Origin of the sequence: Mesorhizobium sp. WSM3879 (assembly GCF_002294915.1) — a bacterium.
Classification (GTDB): domain Bacteria; phylum Pseudomonadota; class Alphaproteobacteria; order Rhizobiales; family Rhizobiaceae; genus Mesorhizobium.
The window spans coordinates 707,855-730,318 of the sequence record NZ_NSFZ01000001.1; the positions used below are offsets into that span (position 1 = coordinate 707,855).

Annotated in this window: 22 protein-coding genes; 9 read left to right on the forward strand and 13 right to left on the reverse strand. The window is 65.7% G+C overall.

Annotation, left to right across the window (positions count from 1 at the left end; genetic code table 11):
* The first annotated feature begins 104 nt into the window (after window positions 1-104).
* Genes CK218_RS03410 through CK218_RS03430 form a run of 5 tightly spaced genes read left to right on the forward strand, consistent with a single transcriptional unit; the run spans window position 105 to window position 4,018 of the window.
* Window positions 105-1,091: an ABC transporter permease gene (locus CK218_RS03410; RefSeq protein ID WP_095826825.1), complete on the forward strand. Its 987-nt coding sequence runs from the start codon at window positions 105-107 to the stop codon at window positions 1,089-1,091.
* A complete protein-coding gene (locus CK218_RS03415) occupies window positions 1,088-1,918 on the forward strand; it encodes an ABC transporter permease (protein WP_095826826.1) in 831 nt (276 codons plus the stop codon). Before CK218_RS03410 ends, CK218_RS03415 begins: the two co-directional genes overlap by 4 nt.
* The gene (locus CK218_RS03420; RefSeq protein WP_095826827.1) at window positions 1,915-2,739 is read left to right on the forward strand and encodes an ABC transporter ATP-binding protein; all 825 of its coding nucleotides are present in this window, start codon (window positions 1,915-1,917) and stop codon (window positions 2,737-2,739) included. The genes CK218_RS03415 and CK218_RS03420 overlap by 4 nt, the downstream gene beginning before the upstream one ends.
* Window positions 2,736-3,515, forward strand: coding sequence for an ATP-binding cassette domain-containing protein (locus CK218_RS03425; RefSeq protein WP_095826828.1), 780 nt, complete (start codon window positions 2,736-2,738; stop codon window positions 3,513-3,515). Before CK218_RS03420 ends, CK218_RS03425 begins: the two co-directional genes overlap by 4 nt.
* Entirely contained in the window at window positions 3,512-4,018 is a 507-nt protein-coding gene (locus CK218_RS03430; RefSeq protein ID WP_095826829.1) for an L-2-amino-thiazoline-4-carboxylic acid hydrolase, read from the forward strand. The genes CK218_RS03425 and CK218_RS03430 overlap by 4 nt, the downstream gene beginning before the upstream one ends.
* An 80-nt stretch (window positions 4,019-4,098) precedes the next feature.
* On the opposite strand, the gene CK218_RS03435 is transcribed toward CK218_RS03430, so the two are convergent.
* A complete protein-coding gene (locus CK218_RS03435; protein WP_066990019.1) occupies window positions 4,099-5,391 on the reverse strand; it encodes an FAD-binding oxidoreductase in 1,293 nt (430 codons plus the stop codon).
* 2 nt (window positions 5,392-5,393) lie between these two features.
* Window positions 5,394-6,767: a glutamine synthetase family protein gene (locus tag CK218_RS03440; RefSeq protein ID WP_095826831.1), complete on the reverse strand. Its 1,374-nt coding sequence runs from the start codon at window positions 6,765-6,767 to the stop codon at window positions 5,394-5,396.
* A 498-nt stretch (window positions 6,768-7,265) separates the two neighbouring features.
* Here CK218_RS03440 and CK218_RS03445 point away from each other — a divergent pair, with 498 nt between their 5' ends.
* Entirely contained in the window at window positions 7,266-7,706 is a 441-nt protein-coding gene (locus tag CK218_RS03445) for a GFA family protein (protein ID WP_095826832.1), read from the forward strand.
* A gap of 19 nt (window positions 7,707-7,725) precedes the next feature.
* Here the strand turns inward: CK218_RS03445 and CK218_RS03450 are convergent, their stop codons facing one another.
* The 5 genes from CK218_RS03450 to CK218_RS03470 form a co-directional block, all read right to left on the reverse strand.
* Window positions 7,726-8,487, reverse strand: a complete 762-nt coding sequence (locus CK218_RS03450) for a glucose 1-dehydrogenase (protein ID WP_066990027.1) — start codon at window positions 8,485-8,487, stop codon at window positions 7,726-7,728.
* Between the two features lie 11 nt (window positions 8,488-8,498).
* A complete protein-coding gene (locus tag CK218_RS03455; RefSeq protein ID WP_066990030.1) occupies window positions 8,499-9,311 on the reverse strand; it encodes an ABC transporter permease in 813 nt (270 codons plus the stop codon).
* Window positions 9,311-10,174, reverse strand: a complete 864-nt coding sequence (locus CK218_RS03460; protein ID WP_066990457.1) for an ABC transporter permease — start codon at window positions 10,172-10,174, stop codon at window positions 9,311-9,313. The genes CK218_RS03455 and CK218_RS03460 overlap by 1 nt, the downstream gene beginning before the upstream one ends.
* A gap of 74 nt (window positions 10,175-10,248) precedes the next feature.
* Window positions 10,249-11,412: a spermidine/putrescine ABC transporter substrate-binding protein gene (locus CK218_RS03465; RefSeq protein WP_095826833.1), complete on the reverse strand. Its 1,164-nt coding sequence runs from the start codon at window positions 11,410-11,412 to the stop codon at window positions 10,249-10,251.
* Window positions 11,393-12,529 carry an ABC transporter ATP-binding protein gene (locus tag CK218_RS03470; RefSeq protein ID WP_095826834.1) on the reverse strand — a complete coding sequence of 379 codons (1,137 nt, stop codon included), beginning with the start codon at window positions 12,527-12,529 and terminating at the stop codon, window positions 11,393-11,395. The genes CK218_RS03465 and CK218_RS03470 overlap by 20 nt, the downstream gene beginning before the upstream one ends.
* A gap of 119 nt (window positions 12,530-12,648) precedes the next feature.
* Here CK218_RS03470 and CK218_RS03475 point away from each other — a divergent pair, with 119 nt between their 5' ends.
* From CK218_RS03475 to CK218_RS03485, 3 genes are all read left to right on the forward strand, one after another.
* Entirely contained in the window at window positions 12,649-13,458 is an 810-nt protein-coding gene (locus tag CK218_RS03475; protein ID WP_095826835.1) for a LuxR C-terminal-related transcriptional regulator, read from the forward strand.
* Between the two features lie 202 nt (window positions 13,459-13,660).
* Window positions 13,661-14,359 carry a GntR family transcriptional regulator gene (locus tag CK218_RS03480; protein ID WP_095826836.1) on the forward strand — a complete coding sequence of 233 codons (699 nt, stop codon included), beginning with the start codon at window positions 13,661-13,663 and terminating at the stop codon, window positions 14,357-14,359.
* Between the two features lie 274 nt (window positions 14,360-14,633).
* Window positions 14,634-15,989: a glutamine synthetase family protein gene (locus tag CK218_RS03485; protein WP_095826837.1), complete on the forward strand. Its 1,356-nt coding sequence runs from the start codon at window positions 14,634-14,636 to the stop codon at window positions 15,987-15,989.
* A gap of 12 nt (window positions 15,990-16,001) precedes the next feature.
* On the opposite strand, the gene CK218_RS03490 is transcribed toward CK218_RS03485, so the two are convergent.
* The 6 genes from CK218_RS03490 to CK218_RS03515 form a co-directional block, all read right to left on the reverse strand.
* Window positions 16,002-16,991 carry an ABC transporter permease gene (locus tag CK218_RS03490; protein WP_082953629.1) on the reverse strand — a complete coding sequence of 330 codons (990 nt, stop codon included), beginning with the start codon at window positions 16,989-16,991 and terminating at the stop codon, window positions 16,002-16,004.
* Window positions 16,988-18,508 (reverse strand): sugar ABC transporter ATP-binding protein, encoded by a 1,521-nt coding sequence (locus CK218_RS03495; RefSeq protein ID WP_095826838.1) that lies wholly within the window; start codon window positions 18,506-18,508, stop codon window positions 16,988-16,990. The genes CK218_RS03490 and CK218_RS03495 overlap by 4 nt, the downstream gene beginning before the upstream one ends.
* Window positions 18,509-18,572: 64 nt before the next feature.
* Entirely contained in the window at window positions 18,573-19,565 is a 993-nt protein-coding gene (locus tag CK218_RS03500) for a substrate-binding domain-containing protein (protein ID WP_082980319.1), read from the reverse strand.
* 83 nt (window positions 19,566-19,648) lie between these two features.
* The gene (locus CK218_RS03505) at window positions 19,649-20,425 is read right to left on the reverse strand and encodes an SDR family oxidoreductase (RefSeq protein WP_066990055.1); all 777 of its coding nucleotides are present in this window, start codon (window positions 20,423-20,425) and stop codon (window positions 19,649-19,651) included.
* A 2-nt stretch (window positions 20,426-20,427) separates the two neighbouring features.
* A complete protein-coding gene (dgoD, locus tag CK218_RS03510; protein WP_245299514.1) occupies window positions 20,428-21,591 on the reverse strand; it encodes a galactonate dehydratase in 1,164 nt (387 codons plus the stop codon).
* A 90-nt stretch (window positions 21,592-21,681) separates the two neighbouring features.
* Entirely contained in the window at window positions 21,682-22,425 is a 744-nt protein-coding gene (locus CK218_RS03515) for a FadR/GntR family transcriptional regulator (RefSeq protein WP_082953630.1), read from the reverse strand.
* Window positions 22,426-22,464: the final 39 nt, after the last annotated feature.

Here is a 22,464-nt window from a genome sequence, read left to right on the forward strand (position 1 = left end):
CGGATTGCCTGCCTGGGTGCTGAGCTTTGAGAATGAGAGTTCCGTCGCCCCCCTCTGTCCTGCCGGACGCGGCATCCAAGGGTTGGCCCTGATATGGCGTCGCCATGACCCGAGCCCTCACCCTCCTGCGCCGCCGTCTCGTCGGCAGCGTCTTCGTGCTGCTGATCGTCGTCATCGGCAGCTTCCTGCTGCTCGAAGCTGCCCCCGGCGACGCGGTCGACGCCTATATCGTCTCGACCGGCGGCGATGCCGGCATGATCGAATTGCTGCGCCACCGCTGGGGCCTCGACCAGTCGGAGCTGACCCGGCTCGCCAACTATCTCTGGGCGCTCTTGCACCTCGACCTTGGCCAGTCCGTCACCTTCTCGCGGCCGATCCGCGACGTCATCCTCGAACGCCTGCCGACCACGCTCATCCTGATGGGCAGCGCCATCGCGCTCTCCTTCGGCCTCGGCTCGGCGTTCGGCATCTATGCCGGCGCGCGTCCCGGAAGCTTTCGCGACCGCTTCCTGTCGATCGGCTCGCTCGCGCTCTACGCCGTGCCGGGGTTCTGGCTCGGCCTTGTGCTGATCGTCGTCTTTGCCGTCGACCTGCGCTGGCTGCCGATCGGCGGCATCGAGACCGTCGCATCGGCCAAGACCGGGGTGGCGCGGGCCGGCGACATCGCCGCCCATCTTGTGCTGCCGGTCTCGGCGCTCGGCTTCATCTATCTCGCGCTCTATTTGCGCATGATGCGCGCCGGCATGGCGGAAGCCTGGCGGCAGGATTTCGTGCTTGCCGCCCGTGCCAGGGGCTTGCCGCGCCGGCGCATCGTGCTTGCGCATGTCGCCCGCAACGCGCTGCTGCCGCTGGTCACCATGCTCGGCTTGCAATCGGCGCAGATGCTGGGCGGCAGCGTTGTCATCGAAAGCGTCTTTGCCGTCCCCGGCCTCGGCCGGCTGGCGCAGGAAGCCGTCGCCGGACGCGACACGCCGCTGCTGCTCGGCATCATTTTGGTGAGCGCCGTGCTCGTTATCGTCATCAACCTCCTGGTCGATCTCGCCTACGCCATCCTCGATCCGCGCGTCGGTGCCGGCGAGGCGGTCGCATGAAGAGGCTGCATCGCTTTTTCCAGACGCCGGAAGCGATCGCCGGCGCACTCATCCTCGCCTTGCTCGTCGCGATCGCGCTGGCAGCGCCGCTGCTCTTTCGGGGCGACCCGCAAGCGATCGCCGGCCCGGCCTTGCTGCCGCCGTTGCAAAATTGGTCGCTGCCGCTCGGCACCGACCGGCTCGGCCGCGACGTGCTGGCCGAACTTTTCCACGGCGCGCGCACCTCGCTGGCGGTTGGACTAGCGGCGGCCGCCGCGGCGCTTCTGGTCGGCGCGGTGGTGGGCACGCTGGCCGGTTTCGCCGGTGGCTTGATCGACGAGGTGCTGATGCGCATCACCGACGCCTTCCAGACCGTGCCTAGTTTTTTGCTGGCGCTGGCCTTCGTCAGCATCGTCGGCCCCTCGCTTGGAGTGGTGATCGCGGCCATCGCGCTCGGCGCCTGGACCGGGCCGGCGCGGGTGGCGCGCGCGGAAGTCCTGTCGATCCGCGAGCGCGACTATGTTGCCGGCGCTCGTGTCATCGGCATGCATCCGCTCGAGATTGCCTTTCGCGAGGTGCTGCCCAATGCGCTGCCGCCGGTGCTGGCGCTTTCTTCGGTGATCGTCGCGGCCGCCATCCTCACCGAAGCAGCGCTTTCCTTCCTCGGCCTCGGTGATCCCAACCGCGTCACCTGGGGCGGCATGATCGCCGAAGGCCGCACTGTCTTGCGCACCGCGCCTTTCCTGTCGATCGTTCCCGGTATCGCGCTGGTGCTGACCGTTCTCGGCGTTTACCTCGCCGGCGAGGGCGTGGTGGAAAGCACCGCGGTACGCAGGAGCCTCTCGTGACTGCGCTGCTTTCGATCCGCGATCTGACGGTGCGGTATCGGCGCGAGGGCGTCGAGGCAACGGCGCTGAAGGGCATCAGCCTTGATGTGGAAGCCGGGGAACGCCTTGCGATCATCGGTGAGAGCGGCTCGGGCAAGAGCACGCTGGCGCTGGCGGTTGCGGGATTGTTGGCGGAAGCGGCCGAGGTTGGAGGTTCGATCGAGTGGCAGAAACCTCGATCGTCTCATTCCGTGACAGCTTCGCATTTTCAGCCCTTAGGTGGCCGCGACATCGGCTTCGTCTTCCAGGACCCCTCCTCCAGCCTCGACCCGGTGATACCGGTCGGCAAGCAAATCGCCGAGGTCGCACGCACGCATCTCAACCTCACCTGGCGCGAGGCCTATGCCAAAGCCCAAACCCTGCTCGGACGCGTCCGCCTGCCCGACTCCGAAGCCGTCTTGCGCGCCTATCCGCACCAGCTGTCCGGCGGCCAGAAGCAGCGCGTTGCAATCGCCGCGGCCATCGCCGCCGCCCCGAAACTGCTGATTGCCGACGAGGCGACCAGCGCGCTCGACACCATCGTCCAGGCCGAGATCGTTTCCCTGATCCGCGGGTTGGTCAACGAGGACGGCCTGACGCTCGCCTTCATCAGCCACGACATCGCGCTCGCCGCCACGCTCGCCGAACGCATCGCGGTGCTGCGTCATGGCGAGTTGGTCGAATTGGGCGACACGGACCAGATCCTTAACGCGCCGCGCCATGCCTATACGCGCACGCTGCTCGATGCCCATCTCGGCCTCGACGCCAAGCCGCTTCTTGACCGGCAAGGCGCCTCGGCATGACCGTGCTCGCCGTCTCCAATCTCTCCAAGCGCTATCGCCGCGGCGGCAAACCCTTTGCGGCCGTCGACGATGTCTCGTTTGAGATCGGCCCGGCTGAAACGCTGGCCCTCGCCGGTCCGTCCGGCAGTGGCAAGTCGACCGTTGCGCGGCTGGTGCTGCGCCTGCTCGAGCCCGACGCCGGGCGCATCCAATTCGAGGGCACAGACTTCCTTAACTTGTCGGGCGCCGCGTTGCGCGCCCGCCGTGCCCGCCTCCAGATGGTCTTCCAGGATCCGCTCGCCGCCTTTAACCCGCGCTCCACAGTGACGCGTGCGCTGGACGACCCGTTGCGCATCCACGGCATCGCCTCGCGCTCGGAGCGCCCGCGCCGCATAGCAGCCCTGCTGGAGCGGGTCGGCCTCGATGCCGGCCTTGCCGCGCGCGCGATCCACGAGATTTCCGGCGGCCAGCGCCAGCGGGTAGCGATCGCCCGCGCCATCGCCACCCGACCGTCGCTGATCGTCCTCGACGAGGCGGTCTCGGCGCTCGACGTTTCGGTGCGCGGACAGATCCTGGACTTGCTGCTCGACCTGCAAAGACAGGAACGGATCGCCTATCTCTTCATTTCGCATGATCTCGGCGTAATCCGCGCCCTCGCGCATCGCATCGTTCTCCTCGAAGCCGGCCGGGTCGCCGAGAGCGGCGACGCCCGCACCGTCATCGCCAGCCCGCAATCGGCGGTCGGCAAGGCGCTGGTGGCGGCAACCCCGAGGCTGAATAGGATCAAAACACCATGACCGACTCCGACGCAGCCATTGCCGAAAAACTGTCGCGCGAGCTCGACTCCGCCTTTCGCAACCGGGGCGATCTCTATCGCCTCTTCCTCGATGAGCTGACCGCCGAGCTTGGCGCCGAGAAGGCCGAAGCATTAATGATCCGCACCATCGAAAAGCGCGGCCGGGAAGTTGCAGCGGCCGCTTTCGCCGGTTTCGGCCCCAATGATGCGCTGGCGATCGGCGAGGCGTTCCTTTCCATCAGCCCGGATGGCGGGCGCATGTATCCGACCGAGGTCGAGCGCGGGCCGGACCGCATCGCTTTCAAGGTGAAGCGCTGCCCGCTGAAGGATGCCTGGGTCGAGGCCGGCGTCGGAGAGGAAAAGATTGCCACCCTCTGCCGCATCGCCGGCGCCTTCGACCGCGGTCTGTTCGAAGCAACCGGCGTGCGCTTCGCCAACGTGACCTGGACGCCGGGCCACGGCTCCGGCTGCTGCCACATCGCGCTGACCAACCGCGACACCTAGCAAGCCGACGATTTGATTTTGGCGACGACGTGCAGTTTCGCGCTGGATTCGTCGCCGGCACCGACGGGAAAGTCGGCGCCTCAATGCCTGAGGCGATCCCGCATCGCATACCACAGCATGCCGAGCACATAGAGCGGCCCGCGCAGCGCCGTGCCGCCGGGGAACGGCAGCGGCGTCAGCGTCGAGAACAGGTCGAGCCGCGAGGCATCGCCGGTGATCGCTTCCGCGAGCAGCTTGCCCGACAGCGTCGACAGGATGACGCCCTTGCCGGAATAGCCATGCGCGAAATAAACCTCGCCATAATGCCCGACATGCGGCAGGCGCGACGTCGTCACCGACACGAGCCCGCCCCAGGCATGGTCGATCCGGCACCCCCTAAGCTGTGGGAAGGTCTTTTCCATATGCGGCCGCACGAAGCCGGCAATGTCGGCGGGCGGCGAGGGCGTATAGCGCTCGCCGCCGCCGAACAGCAGGCGGCCATCCGCGGACATGCGGTAGTAATTGACCACGAAAAGCGTGTCCGAAACCGCGGCGTTGGACGGGATGACGTTGCGCGCGCCCAACGGCTCGGTAGCGACGATGTAATTGCCGATCGGCATGATGCGGCTGTTGACGCGCGGCTCGAGCCCGTTGAGCAGCGCATCGCCGGCCAGCACCACATGCCTGGCACGGACCGAACCCTTGTCGGTGAACACCCGGATAGCGGGCTCGCGCTCCAGCCGGACGGCGACCGAGTTCTCGTGGATGGTGACGCCAGCGGCAGAAGCGGCCCCGGCGAGCCCCAGCGTGTAGTTCAGCGGATGCATGTGTCCGCCGAGCGTCTCGAAGGATGCACCGAGATAAGGCGTATCGACCATGCGCCGCGCCTCCGCCGCCGACAGGATCTCGACATGCGGGAAGTCCATCACCTTGGCGAGGCACTCGGCCTCCTCCTCGAATTCGCGCATGTCGGAGCCGTTGACCGCGCCGACCAGATGGCCGGTCAGCCGCAAGTCGCACTCGATGCCGTGGCGCTCGATAATGTCGAGCACCAAGCCTCGCGCCTCGAAGGCGAGGTCGAACAGCGCCTTCGCCCGCTCCGGCCCGAACGCCCTGACCAGCTCCTTGGCGCCCTTGCGCAGACCGGGGATTATCTGGCCGCCATTGCGCCCAGAGGCACCCCAGCCGATCTTGCCGCCTTCGAGCAGCACCACTTTAAGGCCGCGTTCGGCCGCATGGAGCGCCGCCGAAAGCCCGGTGCAGCCGCCACCGACGACCACCAGGTCGGCTTCTGCATCGCCGGTAAGCGCCGGATGGTCCGGCGCCGCATTGGCAGTCGCCACATAATAGGATTTGCCGATATCAAGACCGGAATTGAAACCCGTCGAAGCCATGGTCACACCTTGAGCAGCAGATGGTCGCGTTCCCACGACGTCACCACGGTCTGGAACAGGTCGAGCTCTACGCTTTTCACGCGCAGATAGGTTTGGAAGAAATCCTCCCCGAGTAGCGGCCGCACCGGCTCGCAGGCGGCGAAACGGTCGAGCGCTTCCTCCATGGTCTTGGGCAGCGTGCTCTGGCTGCGATAGGCGTTGCCGAAGGCCTCCGGCGAGCGGGCCAGCTTCTCCTCGACGCCGAGATATCCGGCGATGAGCGAGCCGGCCATGGCGAGGTAGGGATTGGCGTCGGCGCCGGGCAGCCGGTTCTCCACCCGCCGCGCGGCGCGCCCGCCCATTGGCACCCGCAAGCCGCAGGAGCGGTTATCATGCGACCATTCAATATTGGCCGGCGCGCTGTGGCCCGGCCGGATGCGGCGATACGAGTTCACGTTCGGTGCAAACAGCGGCATGATTTCAGGCACGTATTTCTGCAGGCCCCCGATGAAGTGCGCGAACATTTCTGTGTCCTCGCCGTCTTTGCCGGCAAACAGGGGCTCGCCGCCTTCGTCGATGATGGACATGTGCAGATGCATCGAGCTGCCGGCCTGCGCCGCGATCGGCTTCGCCATGAAGGTGGCATGCATGCCGCTCGCTTGCGCCGCCTGCCTGGCCATGCGCTTGAACAACAGCACCTTGTCGGCCAGCGCCAGCGGGTCGCTATGGAGGAAGTTGATCTCGAGCTGCGCCGTGCCGGATTCGTGGATCAGCGTGTCGAGCGGCAGGCCGGCGGCCGCGGCGTGGTCGTAGAGGCGACGCGTCACCGCTTCGAACTCCTCCAGTGCCTGCATGTCGTAGGGATGCTGCACGCTTTCGGGCCGTCCGTTGCGCCCGACTGGCGCGGTCAGCGGCCGATCCGGATCGGGATTTGGCGCCGTGAGGTAGAATTCGAGCTCCGGCGCCATCACGGCGTGCCAGCCGCGCCGGCGGTAAAGATCGAGCACGGCCCTCAGCACATGGCGCGGCGAAGCCATCCACGGCCGGCCGTCCATGTGAAACGTATCGGCAAAGACATAGGCCTTGCCGGCTCCGCCGCCCGGCGCAACGCTGAGCGTCGACAGGTCGGGCACCATGCGCATGTCGGGGTCCTGATAGGCGAACCCTTCATCGATGGAGCCGGAATAGCGGCCGTCGATCGCGACCAGGAAAGCGCTACTGGGCAGGTAGAGCGCACGGTCCTCGAGCGACTTCAGGAACTTGGCCGCCGGCAAGGCCTTGCCGCGCAGCACACCGTTGACATCGGGCACGAGGCACTCGACCTCGCTTATTCCATGCGTGGTCAGCCAGCTTTGCGGATCGGCGCTGGGAAATGAGAAATTCAGTTTGTCAGGCATCGGTCATGTCCGTACGAAGGAGAAATCGCTTCGGCGGGCACGTCCGTTTCGGTTTGAGCGCTGAGTAAGCTACGTGATCTGAACGACGGACGCCCGCCTGATGGCTGGCCAACAGGCCGGATCGAGCGCTCCGCATACCCCTCGGTCCAGCCGTCGCGAACGACGTGGGAACCGACCTTGGTCTCCTCCGCGCGTTGCAGATTCTCGTGCCGGCAACAGCGCATGACTAGTGATGCCCCGCCGAAAGACGGTTTCTTGCGGCCGAAATTGAAAACAGCCGAGAGCCGGAGCGTCTTTTTGCCATTTGCGCGGCAAACCTCTTCAAGGAACCTCGACTATGGTTTGACCGATCGTTGCTTCCGGCGCAAGCCCACCCGCTGGGGCAGCTCCGCGCGTTGCACGGCCGAAGGAACCCGCTGCCGGTTTTGATGTTCCCAGTGAGCACGCCACCGGCGCACAGCGCGGCCGACGGAATTCAGCACGATCAGGAGCGATGGCATGGAAAGCAGGATCGAAACGGGGGCATGTTTTTGCGGAGCGATCGCGGCCGAGATGCAGGGCGATCCGTTCTGGATCTGCTTCGACCATGATGACGACTGCCGCCGGGCGATCGGAAGCCCGCTGACCATCTGGATCGGTTACCGGCCGGACCAGTTCCGCTTGACCCGCGGCCAGCCCAGGGAATTCTCGAAGACCCGGGGCATCGTCCGCAGCTTCTGCGAGAAATGCGGCACCTCGATCGCCTATCGCGACGAGGGACTGAACGACGAGCTTTATGTCACGATCGGCTTCCTTGACCATCCGGAACGGTTTCGGCCACAAGCCCACGCCTATTGGCGGCTGCGTCTGCCCTGGCTGGAATTTTCCGACGATCTGCCGCGTATCGACACCTACTCGCGACGCCGCGATCCGGCATTTGGAAATCCCGTCGACCGGTAGATCGCTCGCCAAGCGCGCCTCAGCCGATGCTTTCGCCGCCGTCGACGACCAGCGCCTGGCCGGTCATGAAGGACGAGCGGTCGGAGACCAGGAACAGGATTGCTTCGGCGATCTCCTCCGCGCTCGCCCAGCGCCCCATCGGGATCTTGGTACGGACATAGTTTTCAATTGCGTTGCGCCCGCCCATCTGGGTGATGAACGGCTCGTTGAACGGCGTGTCGACCCAGCCCGGACAGAGCGCGTTGATGCGCACATTGTGCTTGGCGTAGTCGAGCGACATCTGCCTGGTCATCGCCACCACCGCATGTTTGGACGTGGCATAGGCGATCATCTCGCGATCGTAGAAGACGCCGGAATTGGACGCAGTGTTGAGGATGACGCCGCCGCCCTGCGCGATCATCGCCGGCATGACGGTCTTCGCCGCGAGGAACTGCGCCCGCACATTGATCCGCCACGACGCGTCCATGCCGTCGGTGCTGACTTCCGTCAGCGTGCCGCCGACCTGGATGCCGGCATGGCTGTGCAGGATATCGATCCGGCCGTGCTTGCCGAGCGTTCCCGCTATGAGGTCCTCGACCGCCGTGTCGTTGCCGACATCAGTCGCAACCGCTTCGGCGCGGCCGCCGGCTGCGCGGATAGCGGCCGCCGTGGCCTCGCCTGCCGCCGGATCCCGGTCGGCGATCACCACGACAGCCCCTTCCCGCGCCATGATCATGGCGCCGGCGCGCCCGATGCCCGACCCGGCGCCCGTCACCACGGCGATGCGATCTTTCAAAATCATGGATCTGTCTTTCAAGGCGATGGTTTTCGTCGGCCGAGCTGCCATTGCGCGAGCAGGACGAGCAGCACCGAGGCGGCGAGCACGATCGTCGCGATGGCGTTGATCTCCGGCGTCACGCCGCGTCGGATCGAAGCAAAGACATAGATCGGCAAAGTCGTCTGCGCGCCGGCGACGAAGAAGGCGATGATGAAGTCGTCGAAGGAGAAGGTGAAGGCGAGCAGGAAACCGGCAATCACCGCCGGCATGATTTGCGGCAGCACGATCGAGCGGAACGTCGTCAACGGTGTCGCATAGAGATCGCTCGAGGCCTCGACCAGGTTGCGGTCAAGGCTGCTGAGCCGCGTGCCGACGATCATCGTCACCAGCGCCATCGAGAACAGGCCGTGCGCGGCGATGATCGAGCCGTAGCCGAGCGCCAGGCGCGGCGGCTGGTCGGTCGGCCAAACCGAAGCGAGGAACGGATTGACGACGGCGAAGAGCTGCACCAGGGCTACCAGCGTCGAAATGCCGATGACCACACCCGGCACAACGATCGCGGCACCCAGCAATGCGTCGAATACGCCCCTTGTCCGCGCGCCGACACGCTGCAGCCCGAGCGCCGCGGCAGTGCCGCAGAAAGCCGCGAGCAGCGCGCTGGTGGTGGCGATGAACAGGCTGTTCTTCAGCGCCTCGACCAGGAACGGGTTCGACAGCGCCTTGCCGTACCATTGCTCGGAGAAGCCGGTGAACTCGCTGGCGTGGTGGCCGGCATTGAAGGAGAACAGCACGACCAGCGCGATCGGCAGATAGAGGAACGCAAAGACGGCAACGACGAAGGCGCGCATCAGATCAGGTCCACGCGGCGGGCGCCGGAAAGCCGGGTCGAGATGCGGTTGGCGATGATCAGCACCACGACCGAGACCAGCACCAGCGTGATGGCAATCGCCGATCCGAACGGCCAGTTGCGTGACTGCAGGAAGAGGTCGACCAAGGCGTTGCCGATGAAGAACACCTTGCCGCCGCCAAGCAGCGTGGGGATCAGATACTCGCCGAGCAGCAGGATCATCACCAGCGAAAATCCGGTCATCACGCCCGGCAACGACAGCCGGAGCGTGACGCCGAGGAAGGTCGATAGCGGCGTAGCACCCAGATCGGCGGAAGCCTCGAGCAGCCGCCGGTCGAGCCGCTCGAGGCTGACATAAATCGGCAGGATCATCAGCGGCAGATAGCCATAGACGATGCCGAGCAGCACCGCGCCAGGCGTGTTGATCAGCCTGAGATCCTCGATGCCTATATAGGCGAGCAGGGCGGGAATGCCGCGCCCGCCAAGGATGTACATCCAGGCATAGGTGCGCATCAGAAGGCTGGTCCAGAACGGGATGACGATCAGCGCGAGCAGGATCAGCCGCCAGCGCTGCGGCGCGCGCAGCGCCAGGTAGTAGGCGACAGGATAGCCGACGAGGAGGCAGGCCAGCGCGCCGACCGGCGCCAGCACCATCGTGTTCCAGAAGGCGGTCGCCCGTGCCGGCAGGTTGGCATATTGAGCGAAGGTGAACGCTGCCTGGTAGCCGCCCTCGGGTGCCCGCTCACCGACGCTGAAGACGGCGATGGCGACGAACGGCAAGACCAGGAACACGACGAGCCACAGCGTCGCCGGAGCGAGCAGCAGGGCCGTCAGAAGATTTTTGCGAAGGAACCTGCCGCGCATTGAAAAAGCCGCTTCGGCGCCGGCGGGCCTCTGCCCGCCGGCGGTAAGAACTTGACCGGAGTTGGTGCCCTGATTCACGCGGCCTTGAAGCGCGCCATCAGCTCGGCGCGGCCCGGATCGGTCAGCGTCGCGGCGGCGCCGAACTCGAGCGGCTTCAGAAGCTCGGCGGCCGGATAGAGAATCGGGTTCTCGAGCACCTCCTTCGGCAGCAGCGCGTTGACCCGCGCGTCGGTCGAGGGCGCGCCATTGGCCAGATGCTCCTTGATGGCGACCTTCGGGTTCATCAGGTAGTTGAGCAGCGCATAGCCGGCCGGCTTGTTCGGCGCGTCCTTCGGGATGGCGTAGAAGTCGGTCCAGATCTCGCCGCCCTCCTTGCCGAGCACATAGGCGATCTCAGGAATATCGCGATGAAGCTGCGCGCCGTCATTGGTCCAGCACATCGTCATCCAGGCGTCGCCCGAGCGCATCGACGGCTGATAGTCGCTCGACACCGCGAACAGATGCGGCTTGACCTTGAGCAGCAGTTCCTCGGCCTTGGCGAGCTCGTCCTGCTTCAGCGAGTTGAACGAGTAGCCGTGATATTTCAGCGCATTGCCGATCGTGGTCAGCTGGTAGTCGTGCACCATGGTGCGGCCATCGCCTTCCGCCATGGCAGTATCCCAGAATTCCTTCCAGCTCGACATCGGCTTGGCGAGCTTCTTGGTGTTGACGGCAAAGCCGGTCGTGCCCCAGTTCTTCGGCACGGCGTAGATCGTGCCGTCGATCGTGCCTTCCGCGGTGAAGCGGGCATCTTCCTTGCTGCCGTCGAAATTGCCGAGCTTGGCCATGTCCAGCGGCTCGATGATGCCGAGCTTCTTATAGGTCGAGATGGTGTAGTTGGTCGGCACGAACAGGCTCCAGCCCGAGCCGCCGGCCTGCAGCTTGGCCAGCATCTCTTCGTTCGAACCGAAGACGTTGACCTCGACGGCCACGCCCGTCTCGGCCTTGAAGTTCTCGAAGGTCTGCGGGTCGTGATAGTTCGGCCAGGTGGCGATAGACATGCGGTCGCCGAGGTTCTCGGCAGCAAAGGCCGGTGTCGGCCTGATGCCGAGCTCGCGCGCCATCACCGCGGTCGCGACGCCAAGACCGGTGAGGCCAAGGAAGTCGCGCCGGCTGATCGATCCGCGCTTCAGGCGCATCAATTGGTCGACGAATTTTTCGGGGCTTATCGGCAGTCCGTCACGATAGAATTTTGACATGTTGGTCTTCCCTCTGGTTGGTCCCGTTGTTCTTAGGGCGCGGAAACGCCAGCGGCGCTCCGGCGGCGAAGCCGATGGCGACGGGTTCGCCCGGCTTGAAAAGGTTGCCCCGGCCAGTCACGTGATCGGTCTTGGTAAGCAATGATCCAATGCCCTGCACTTCGATCGCGTATTCCGCGGTCGAGCCAAGAAAGATGCGGTTCCGGACAATGCCCTTGAGTCCGCCGCCTCCGGGCGCCGAGAGGCTGAGCGATTCCGGCCGAAGGCTGACGGATACGGCCTCGCCCCGGCTGAGCGGTACCCGCTTGCGCGCCGAAATCACCGTGCCGTCGGCGAGCGCCACGTCGACGAGGTCGCCGGAGAGCCCGGCCACCTTGCCGCTGAGCAGATTCGTCTTGCCGACGAAATCGGCGACGAACAGATCGGCCGGCTCGTCATAGATCTCGCTCGGCTGGCCGATTTGCACCACGCGGCCGCCATTCATGACGCACACGAAGTCGCTCATCGACAGCGCCTCCTCCTGGTCGTGGGTGACCAGAACGAAGGTGATGCCGATTTCGCGCTGCAGGTTCTGCAGCTCGATCTGCATGTCTGTGCGCAGCTTCTTGTCGAGCGCCGCCAGCGGCTCGTCGAGCAGCAGAACCGCAGGCTTGTTGACCAGCGCCCGGGCGAGCGCGACGCGCTGCTGCTGGCCGCCGGAAAGCTCGTGAATCTTGCGGCGTCCGTAGCCCGCAAGCTGCACCATGGCCAACGCCTCGCCTGCCTTCAGGCTGATCTCGCGCGATGACAGACGCGGCCTTGCCTGGCGCAGTCCGTAGGAGATGTTCTCCTCGACATCGAGATGCGGAAACAGCGCGTACTGCTGGAACACCATGTTGACCGGACGCCGGTAAGGCGGCGTTCCGGCCATGTCGCGGCCGCGGATCAGCACCTGCCCCTCGCTCGGCTGCTCGAAGCCGCCGATCATACGCAGGCATGTCGTCTTGCCGCAGCCGGATGGTCCGAGCAGGGCGACGAAGGCCGCGGGCGGGATGGCAAGGTCGATGCCGCTGACCGCCGTGACGGCGCCGTAGCGCTTGGTGACCGCGCGAAACTCGATATCGGGCACTGCAGTCAAGCCACGGGCTCCAGCGACAGCGTGAGGCAATCTTTGCAAAGCTAGCAGAGCCAATGGCGCCTAGTATATACCTCGCGGGTGGTATATTTAATTGATTTTAGCATTTCGAGGGGTATGAATTGAGCGCCTCCCGCAGCGACGACTACAACGCGCTCGGCGCCGTGATTGCCGCGGCGCGCGAGACCGGCGATCATTTCGGCAAGGCGATCGTCGGCTGGCTGCGCGGGCATGTCCGCTTCGATCACTGCGTCGTCTTCGGCTATCGGGGTGCTGCGCGGCCGCCGCTTCTGTTCGAGACCTTCTCGCCGGCCGAAAGCCACATCTTCGTCGCGCTCTATCAGGAAGGGCCCTATCTGCTCGACCCCTTCCATCACGCCGCGGTCGAGCGCAGGGAAGGCTTCTGGCGCATGCGCGAGTTGGCGCCGGACCGCTTCTATGCCAGCGAGTACTACCGCTCGTACTACAGCCAGACCCGGCTCGCCGAGGAGGTCGGCTTCTTCGTTCCGCTGGCCGGCAAGGATGCGCTGGTGCTGTCGCTGATGCGGCTGCGCGCCTCGGGGCCGTTCGGAACAGCCGACGCTAGGCTGTTGCGCGACATGGCTCCCGCGGTGGTCGGCTTCTGCCGACAGCGCTGGCCAGCCTTGCCTGCCGAAGAGACCACGGTTGCGCCGCCGGGCGAAGCCGCGGCGGTGACCAATGAGCTGGATCGCGCCCATATCTGGCGAAGTCTGTCGCTGACCTCGCGCGAGAAACAGGTCGTCGACCTGGTGCTCCAAGGTCACTCGACGGAATCGATCGCCAGGGCGCTCAGGATCGTCCCAGGGACCGTGAAGGTCCATCGCCGCAACATCTATCGCAAGCTCAAGATCAAGTCGCAGGCCGGCCTCTTCGCGCGCTTCGTCGAGATCATCGACGCGCGCATCGGATAGCGCGTCTCCAGCCAAATGGAACCGCTCCACGACGCGCTTGCCGAGGGGCGCCGTTCGGGCCAGTCAGGAGGCCGCCCCTGCCTCACTTGCGGCGCCGCGCGTTAACCGTCTATCGTGCGGATCGAGGGCCGCCGGCCAAGTCTCCGGTTGCGGACAGAGCGGCTAAACAGATTTCAGGGACGGACGAAGTAGCGCATAGCCAATGGCCGACAAAACACAATTCGGACTGACTGCCCTCGACACAGTACCGCTGCATGAGAAAGTCTATCTGGAACTGGTGCGTGCGCTGATGTCGGGTCAGCTCCAGCCCGGCCAGAAGCTGACCTCGCGCAAGCTCGCCAAGGAGCTCGGCACCAGCGACATGCCGGTGCGCAGCGCCTTCATGCGGCTGCAGGCGCTCAGGGCGCTGAGCCCGATGCCGAACGGAAGCGTCGAGGTGCCGATGATTTCGGCCGACCGTTTCCAGCAGCTCACCGACGTGCGCATGGTCCTGGAAGGCACGGCCACCGAGCTCGCCACCAGCCTCATCAACGGCAACAATCTGCGCGCCATCCGCCGACATTGCACAGAGCTCACCCAGGCCGCCCGCAGCGGCGACATCGACGATTACCTGCGCAAGAATCACGACTTCAAGTTCTCGATCTACCGCCACTGCGGCAACGAGCAGATGATCTTCCTCATCGAGACCGTGTGGATGCAGGTGGGCCCCTTTCTCCGCAACCTGCGCATCGGCTTCGAGGACGACCTCGCCGCCATTCTCGGCATCGACTATCATGAAGAGGTCGTGGCGGCGATCGAGGTCCAGGACGGCGAACGAGCCCGCGCGGCCATCGTGCGCGACATCGACGAGGGCGCGACGCACATTCTCAAACAGATCAAGTTTCCTGAATTGCGGCACTAATGCCTCAGCGTAGATCGAGGAATTGCCACCGGCAGCCACCTCAACGTTGACCGCACAAATGCCCCTTGGCTTTCCCTGGCCCGCCAGCTATGTTGCGATCGCAGATCGCGGGAAAAGGACCCCAAATGCCGCCCGATATCCCGGCTAGTGAATTGAAAAAATGAAGCAAAGCTGCCTGGAGTCATCCATGGCGACCTTCATAAACTCACAAGCTGTGAAATGGATATCGTAGCCGGAACGGCTGCAGCACCTCCGAAAGAACAGGGGCTGGAAATTGGGCGATGCAATTGCGGACGTTTTGAACTGGCTTGAAAGCAGAGGCGACATCCAGAGCCTGCGGGCCGCGGTGTGCGACCTGAACGGCATCATGCGCGGCAAGCGGATCCCGGTCGAGCAGGCGCGCAAGGCGCTCGAAGGCAAGCTGCGCATGCCTTATTCGCTGATCGGGCTCGACATCTGGGGCGAGGACATCGAAGGCAACGTCCAGGTTTTCTCGACGGGTGACGCCGACGGGCTTTGCCATTGGACCGGACGCGGCATCCTGCCCGTCAACTGGACGGCGCATCCGACGGCGCTTTTGCCGCTGTGGCTCGCCGACGAGGCCGGCGCACCCTATCTCGGCGATCCGCGCCGCGCGCTCGCCCGCATCCTCGACCGCTACGCAGGGCTGGGCCTGACGCCGGTTACCGCGACCGAGCTTGAATTCTACCTCGTCGATCCGACATCGCAGCGTCCGGTCGGTCCTGTCTCGCCGGTCACCGGCCGGCGTCTCGATTCCGATGCCGCGCTTTCGATCGACGAAATCGACGATTTCGAAGGCTTCATCCACGACATCTACGAAGCCTGCCGCATGCAGGGCATTCCGGTCGATACGGCGATCGCCGAGAACGGCGTCGGCCAGTTCGAGATCAACCTCAACCACGTTCCGGATGCCTTGCGCGCCGCGGACGACGCCGTGCTTTTCAAGCGCACGGTCAAGGGCATCGCGCACAAGCACGGCTTTGCCGCCTGCTTTATGGCCAAGCCCTATGGCGAGCGCGCCGGCAACGGTTTCCATGTTCATTTCAGCGTGCTCGACAAGGACGGCCGCAACATCTTCGACGACGGCAGCGACCAGGGCTCCGACACCATGCGCCACGCCGTCGGCGGCCTGCTCGCGGCCATGGCCGAAAGCACGCTGGTGTTCGCGCCGCATTTCAATTCTTATCGCCGGCTGCGGCCACGGTCCTATGCGCCGACGGCTGTCGCCTGGGGCTACGAAAACCGCATGGTGGCGATCCGCATTCCAGGCGGCCCGTCTGCCGCGCGCCGCATCGAGCATCGCGTTTCCGGGGCCGACGCCAATCCCTATCTGGTGCTGGCGGCGATCCTGGGTGCCGCGCTGATGGGCATCGAGCGGCAGCTGTCGCCTGGCGAGCCGACCGGCGGCGAGGGACAGGGCCTCACGCTTGCCAAGCTGCCGCCTGACTGGGCCTCGGCGATCGCCGCCTTCGAGACCGGCAAGCGCGTCGCCGAAATCTTCCCGGCCGTGCTGCGCGACGCTTTCATCGCCTGCAAACGCCAGGAGTTGAACACCTTCGCGCTCAATGTCAGCGACTTCGAGATCGAGACCTATCTCGAAAGCGTCTAACCCCTTGCGGGGCTATTCTCCCGACCGGGCCCGCTGGCGCTCTTGCACGATGACGGCCAGGATCAGCAGCGCGCCCTTGGCGAGCAGCTGGTAGAAGGTCGGCACGGAGGTCAGGATCATGCCGTTGTTGAGGACGCCGATGATCAGCACCCCTAACATGGCGCCGATGATCGTGCCCTTGCCGCCCTGCAGCGCGCAGCCGCCGAGGATCGCGGCGGTGATAGCCTCGAGCTCCAGCCCCTGGCTGCCGGAGGCGGGCTGTCCGGACATGGTGCGGCTGGCGAGCACCAGACCCGCCACCGCCGCGGCGAAGCCGCTCATCGCATAGATCGAGATCTGGTAGCGGCGGATCGGGATGCCGGCGAGCCGCGCCACCGTCGGATTGCCGCCGAGCGCGTAGATGTTGCGGCCGACGACCGTCTCACGGGTGAAAACGATGAAAGCCGCCATCGCCGCGATCAGCAGCCAGATGGCGAAGGGCAGCCCGAACAGCGTGCCGATGCCCAGCGCGCGCAGGCTGTCGCCGGTGATCGGTATGGAATTGCCGTTGTTCATCAGATAGGCGAGGCCGCGGAAGGCCGACATCGTGCCAAGCGTCGCGATCACCGCATTGACCGGCCCGTAGACGATGATCAGCCCGTTGACTGCGCCTGCCAGCAATCCGGCGAGCAGGCCGGCGAGGATGCCGGCGGGGATCGAGCCGGTTTCCTGGGCGGCGACGGCCAGCACCATCGTGCTCAGGCCGACGATCGACCCGACCGAGATGTCGAGCCCGCCCGATACGATGACGACGGTCTGCGCCATTGCCAGGATGCCGAGAATGGTGACCGCGAGGCCTATGTTGATCAGGTTGCGCGGCGTGAAGAAGACGTCCGGCCTCAACACGCCAAAGATCGCCAGCAGCACGACCAGAGCGATCAGCAGGCTGATGTTTTGCGCGCCGATGCGGCCAAACAGGCTGGCCGGCGCGCGCTCGCGTCCGGCGGTCGCGGTATCGGTCACGACACCCTCCTTTCGATTGCTTTCTTGTCCGAGCGCATGGCCAGTGCCAGCACCGCCTCCTCGCTCGCCTCTTGCCACGGCAGCTCGCCACTGATGCGGCCGCTCTGCATGACCAGGACGCGGTCGGCAAGGCCGAGCAGCTCTGGCATCTCCGAGGAGATGAGCAGGATGGCGAGGCCCTGGTCGGCCAGGCTTTCGATGAGCCTGTAGATCTCCGCCTTGGCGCCGACATCGATGCCGCGCGTCGGCTCGTCGAGGATCAGGACCGCCGGCCCCCGTGCCTGCCAGCGCGCGAAGACGACTTTCTGCTGGTTGCCGCCGGACAATTTCCCGACGGCCTGCTCGATCGACGGCGTCTTGACCCGGAGCTCGGCGACATGGCGGGCGACCAGCGCGCGCTCGCGCCTGCGGCTGAAGAAGCCGTAGCGCGACACCTTGTCGGGTACCACGAGGCTGACATTGTCGCGCACCGCCTGCATCAAAAGCAGGGCCTCCTGCTTGCGGTCCTCCGGCACCAGCCCGATTCCGGCGGCAACCGCATCCGCCGGCTCGCGCGGCCTGTAAGGCCGGCCGCCGACGGCCATCCGCCCGGAGAGCAGTGGATCGAGGCCGACGACGGCGCGCGCGACTTCCGTCCGTCCCGCGCCGACCAATCCGCCCAGGCCGACGATCTCGCCTGCCCTGACCTCGAAGCTGATCCCGTCGACGCGGCGTGTCGTGACGCCTTCGAGCGCCAGCCGGACCGGCCCGAGCGCGCGCACTTTTCGGTTGAACAGGTCGCTTACCGGCCTGCCGACCATCAGCCGCACCATGCGCTGCTCGTCGAGCGCCGCGATTGGTTCGTCGGCGACGCGGCTGCCGTCGCGCATCACCACGCACCGATCGGCAAGCTCGATGATCTCGCGCAGCCGGTGCGAGATGTAGATCACCGCGACGCCGTCGGCCTTCAGGCGCCGGATGACGCGGAACAGCCGTTGCGCCTCGTCCTCCGTCAAAGACGAGGTCGGCTCGTCGAAGGCAAGCAGCCGCGCGCCCGGCCGCAGCGCGCGCATGATTTCGATCAGCTGCCTGAGCGCCGGGCTCAGGCCATGGCAGCGCTGCCCGGGCGAAAGCACGTCGACCACGCCAAAGGTGCGCAACAGGTCGAGACTGCGTCTTTCGAGATCAGCGCGGTCGAGAAAAATCCCGCCCCGCGCCTTGATGTCCCCGATGAAGATGTTTTCCGCCACCGTAAGCTCCGGGATGATCTCCGGCTCCTGATGGATGACGCGGATGCCCGAGCCGTGTGCGGCGCGCGGCGAGCTGAGCTGCACCGGCTGCCCGTCGACCAGAACCCGGCCGCTATCCGGCCGATGCTCGCCCTCCAGCACGCGCATCAGCGTCGACTTGCCGGCGCCGTTCTCGCCGATCAGCGCGGTGATCTCGCCGACGTTGAAAGCGACCGACACGTCGCGCAGCGCCTGCACGGCGCCGAAGCGCTTGCTGACGCCTTCGACGGAAACGACGGGCACGGTCATGGGCGGGAGCCTCCCTTTGAAGCCGCCCGCCCAAAGGCCATCCGCTCCGAGCCCGAAAGGGAGCCTAGGACTTGCAACCGAGAGTGTCCTTGAACTTGGCGAAGTTCTCGCCGCTGATCAGCGTGGCGTCCTGGAAATAGTCCTTCTGCATCTCCTTGCCGGTGGCTTGGTCGTAGAGCGCCTGGATGGCGGCGGCGCCGTGCTTGGCGCTGTCCAGCCACATGGTGCCGCGGAAGCCCGTCGGCTTGCCGGAACCGAAGGCCTCGCAGGAGCGGGAGCCGTCGATGCCGATGCCGATGACGTTCTCCGGCTTCATGCCGGCATTCTCTGTGGCGCGCACGCCGCCGAGCACGCCGTCGTCATTGCAGGAGTAGAAGATCCACTTCTCGGCGTCCGGATTGGCCGTCAGCGTCGTCGACACGACATCGATCGAGTTGACCATCGTATTGTCGTAGGGAATCGAGACGATGCGCGACTTGATCTCCGGGATCGCCGCGACCAACGCTTCCTCCGCGCCCTTGTTGCGGCGCATGCAGGTGTCGGCCTTCTGGTCCTCGATCGAGCCGACGCGGACCTTGGAGAGGTCCTTGTCCCAGCCTTCGGCCTTGACGATGCGGGCAATCTCGCCGCCGACCTGCTTGCCGATGTTGAGCGCGTTCATGCCGACATAGGCGACCGGCGTGCCGTCGGCGAAGGCGATGTCGTCGTCGACAGCAATCAGGCCGATCTTGGCGGCCTTTGCTTTGTCGGCGACGACCGGGCCGAGCGAGCGGTCCGGTACCACCACGGCGATGCCCTTCACGCCGTCGCCGACATAGGTGTCGAAGGTGGTGACGGCGAGGTTGGCGTCGAACTGAACGTCCTGGACAAGCAGGTCGACGCCGAGCTCGGCGGCCTTGTCCTTGGCGCCCTTCACCTCGCGGACGAACCAGGGATGGTCGCCCATCTTGTTGATATAGCCGAACTTCATCTTGTCCTGCGCGCCGGCGTCGTGGACCGTCAGCGCGACGGCTGCGGTCGCGGCCACAGCAAGCCACGTCCTGATCATGCGTTTCATGGTTTCCTCCTCCATCGATCCCGGCCGGCGGGAGTCCTTTTTGCTTGAAGACGTTTCCGGCGACCGGCCGCCGGTGCGAAACCTCATTCGTGGTAGAGAACCGAGCGCCCGCCATCGATGACGATGCAGGCCGCGTTGATGAACGGGGCCTCGTCGGAGCCGAGGAAGACGGCAGTCATCGCCACCTCCTCCGGCCGCCCGATGCGGCGCGGCGGGTGCAGGTCGTAGGTGCGCTGGCGCTCCGCCTGCGGATCAGGAAAGGTGTTCCAGTAGTCGACCGCGATCTGCGTCTCGATGTAGCCGGGTGCGATCGCGTTCACGCGAACACCTTCGGCCGCGTATTGAACGCCGAGCGATCGTACCAGGCCGAGCAGTCCGTGCTTGGCAACCGGATAGGGAAAGGTCGAGGGGATGATCGCGAAAGAATGGCACGAAGCGATCGCCACGATCGAACCCTGCGTCTGAGCCCGCATCGCCGGCAGCACGGCGCGCGCCGAATACCACACCCCGTCGAGATCGACGGCAAAGCAGCGCCGCCATTCCTCTTCCGTGGTTTCCAGCGGCTCGTGGAAAACGTTGATGCCGGCATTGGCGACCAGCACGTCGATGCGGCCGAAGGTGGCAAGCGCTTGCTCGGCCATCGCTTTGCAGGATGCGATATCGGCGACGTCGGTCTCCACGAACAGCGCCCGAGCGCCGGCTTCGACCAGCGACGCGGCAACGCTCTTTCCGCTGAGCGCATCCTTTTCGGCCACGACGATGGCCGCACCCTCGGCGGCCATCGCGCGCGCCGTCGCCTCGCCGATGCCGCGCCCGGCGCCGGTGACAATCACCACCTTGTCCTTCAGTCGCCCGGCCATGGTCACCAGTCCACGATGGTGCCGTCGGCAAGGACGGCATTGGTGGTGTGCATGACCTCCGGCCTGTAGGGATGCCGATCGGCGACCGCTTCGTCGACCTCGACGCCGAGCCCGGGCGCATCCGGCACCTGCCAGCAGCCGTCGATCATGCGGATCGGCCCTTTCACCACCTCGAAATACCAGGGCACGGCACCGACCATCTCTTCCTGGATCAGGTGATTGGGCGTGGAGACCGCGAAATGCAGCGCCGCCGCGCCGGCGATCGGACCGAGCGGATTGTGCGGCGCCACACCCACCGAGACCGCCTCGGCCATGGCGGCGATTTTCTTCGCCTCGAGCAGGCCGCCGCAGTGGCAGATGTCCGGCTGCACGATGTCGACCGCCCTTGCCCGGAAAAGGTCGTCGAATTCGGGACGATCGATCAGCCGCTCGCCGGTGGCGATCGGCACGCGCGATTTGGCGACGAGCTGCGCCAGCGCGCCGGTCTCACCCGGCGGCAGCGGCTCTTCGACGAACATCGGTCGGTAGGGCGCAAGCGCGTCGATATAGGCGAGCGCGGTGGAGGCCGAGGCGGGACGGCCGTGGAAATCGACCATGATCTCGACTTCGGGACCGACTGTCTTGCGCAGCGCCTCCATTAGGCGGCCGACCTTGTCGACCTCGACGAGCGGCGCATGATAGTGGCTGTAGGGGATGAAGACGGCCTTCAGCGCGCGATAGCCCGTGGCAACCACTTCGGAGGCGCGCCGCACCAACGGCTCGGTCTCCAACGTTTCGTAGACGGCGCGCATGTCGCCGAGGCCGAGATGCGTGTAGACCTTGACCCGGTCGCGCACCTTGCCGCCGAGCAAGCGCCAGACCGGCTGATCGAGCCATTTGCCAAAAATGTCCCAGAGCGCCAGCTCGATGCCGGAAACCGCCGACATGCCGATGACGCCGAGCCGCCAGAACGAGTGCTTTTTGAGGATGCGCACCGCCTGCTCGATGTCGCGCGGGTCGCGGCCGACCAGAAGCGGCGCGAGGTCATTGACGGCGCCGACGACGGCCTGGGTTTTCCATTCCAGCGTCGCCTCGCCCCAACCGTAGAGGCCCGGCTGGTCGGTCTCGACACGCACGAACACCCAGTTGCGCATATCCGCGTTCACGACGCGCGTGGTGATGGCCACGATCCTCAAGCGCAACTCCTCCCATGACGCTAATTAGATCATATGAAATTGAAATATCATATGATAAAAAATGGCGTCAAGCCGGAAACGTCACCCTCTGGCGTGAAGATCGTCGGCGGCGATGTCAAGCAGCCTGTTCATGGCGCCGCGGGCGCCGGCGGTATCGCGGACGCGGATCGCCTCCAGCACCGCGACATGCGCCGACAGCGCGCGCGATTGCGCCTCCATCAACGGATTGGTGACCAGGAAGGTGGCGCGCAGGGCAGCTTCCAGCATGCCGACCAGCCCCTTGAGCACGACATTATGGCTGGCGGCGATGACGCCCTTGTGGAAGGCAAGGTCCGCCTGGCAGACCGCGTTGAGGTCGCCCGGGATATTGTCGCGCATGCCGACGACCGCGCGTTCGATTTCGGCGAGATCGGCGGCGCTGGCGCGCCTTGCCGCAAGCTCGGCCGCCGCCGGCTCGAAGATGCGGCGCGCCTCGAGCAGGCCGGAAACCAGCTCCTCGTCATCCTGGATGGAAGGGTGCCAGCCGAGCACCACCGGGTCGAGCAGGCGCCAGCTGTCGCGCGGCAGCACGCGCACGCCCGCCCGCCGCCTGGCCTCGACAAGACCTTTGGCCGACAGCACCTTGACCGCTTCCCGAACCGAGGTGCGGCTGACGCCCAGCATGGCGCAGAGCTCCTCCTCGCGCGGCAAGGCTGCACCGGGAGCATAGTCGCCGCCCAGGATGCGGCTGCCCAGCACGCTGACGACGGCGTTGTGCACGCTTGCGCCGCCCTGGTCGACCGAAGGCATCCACCCGGTTGCGTCCGAAGGAACGATATTTTCCACGCAATCCTCTCCCGATAGAGCAAGTTGCTGCCGGCAGTT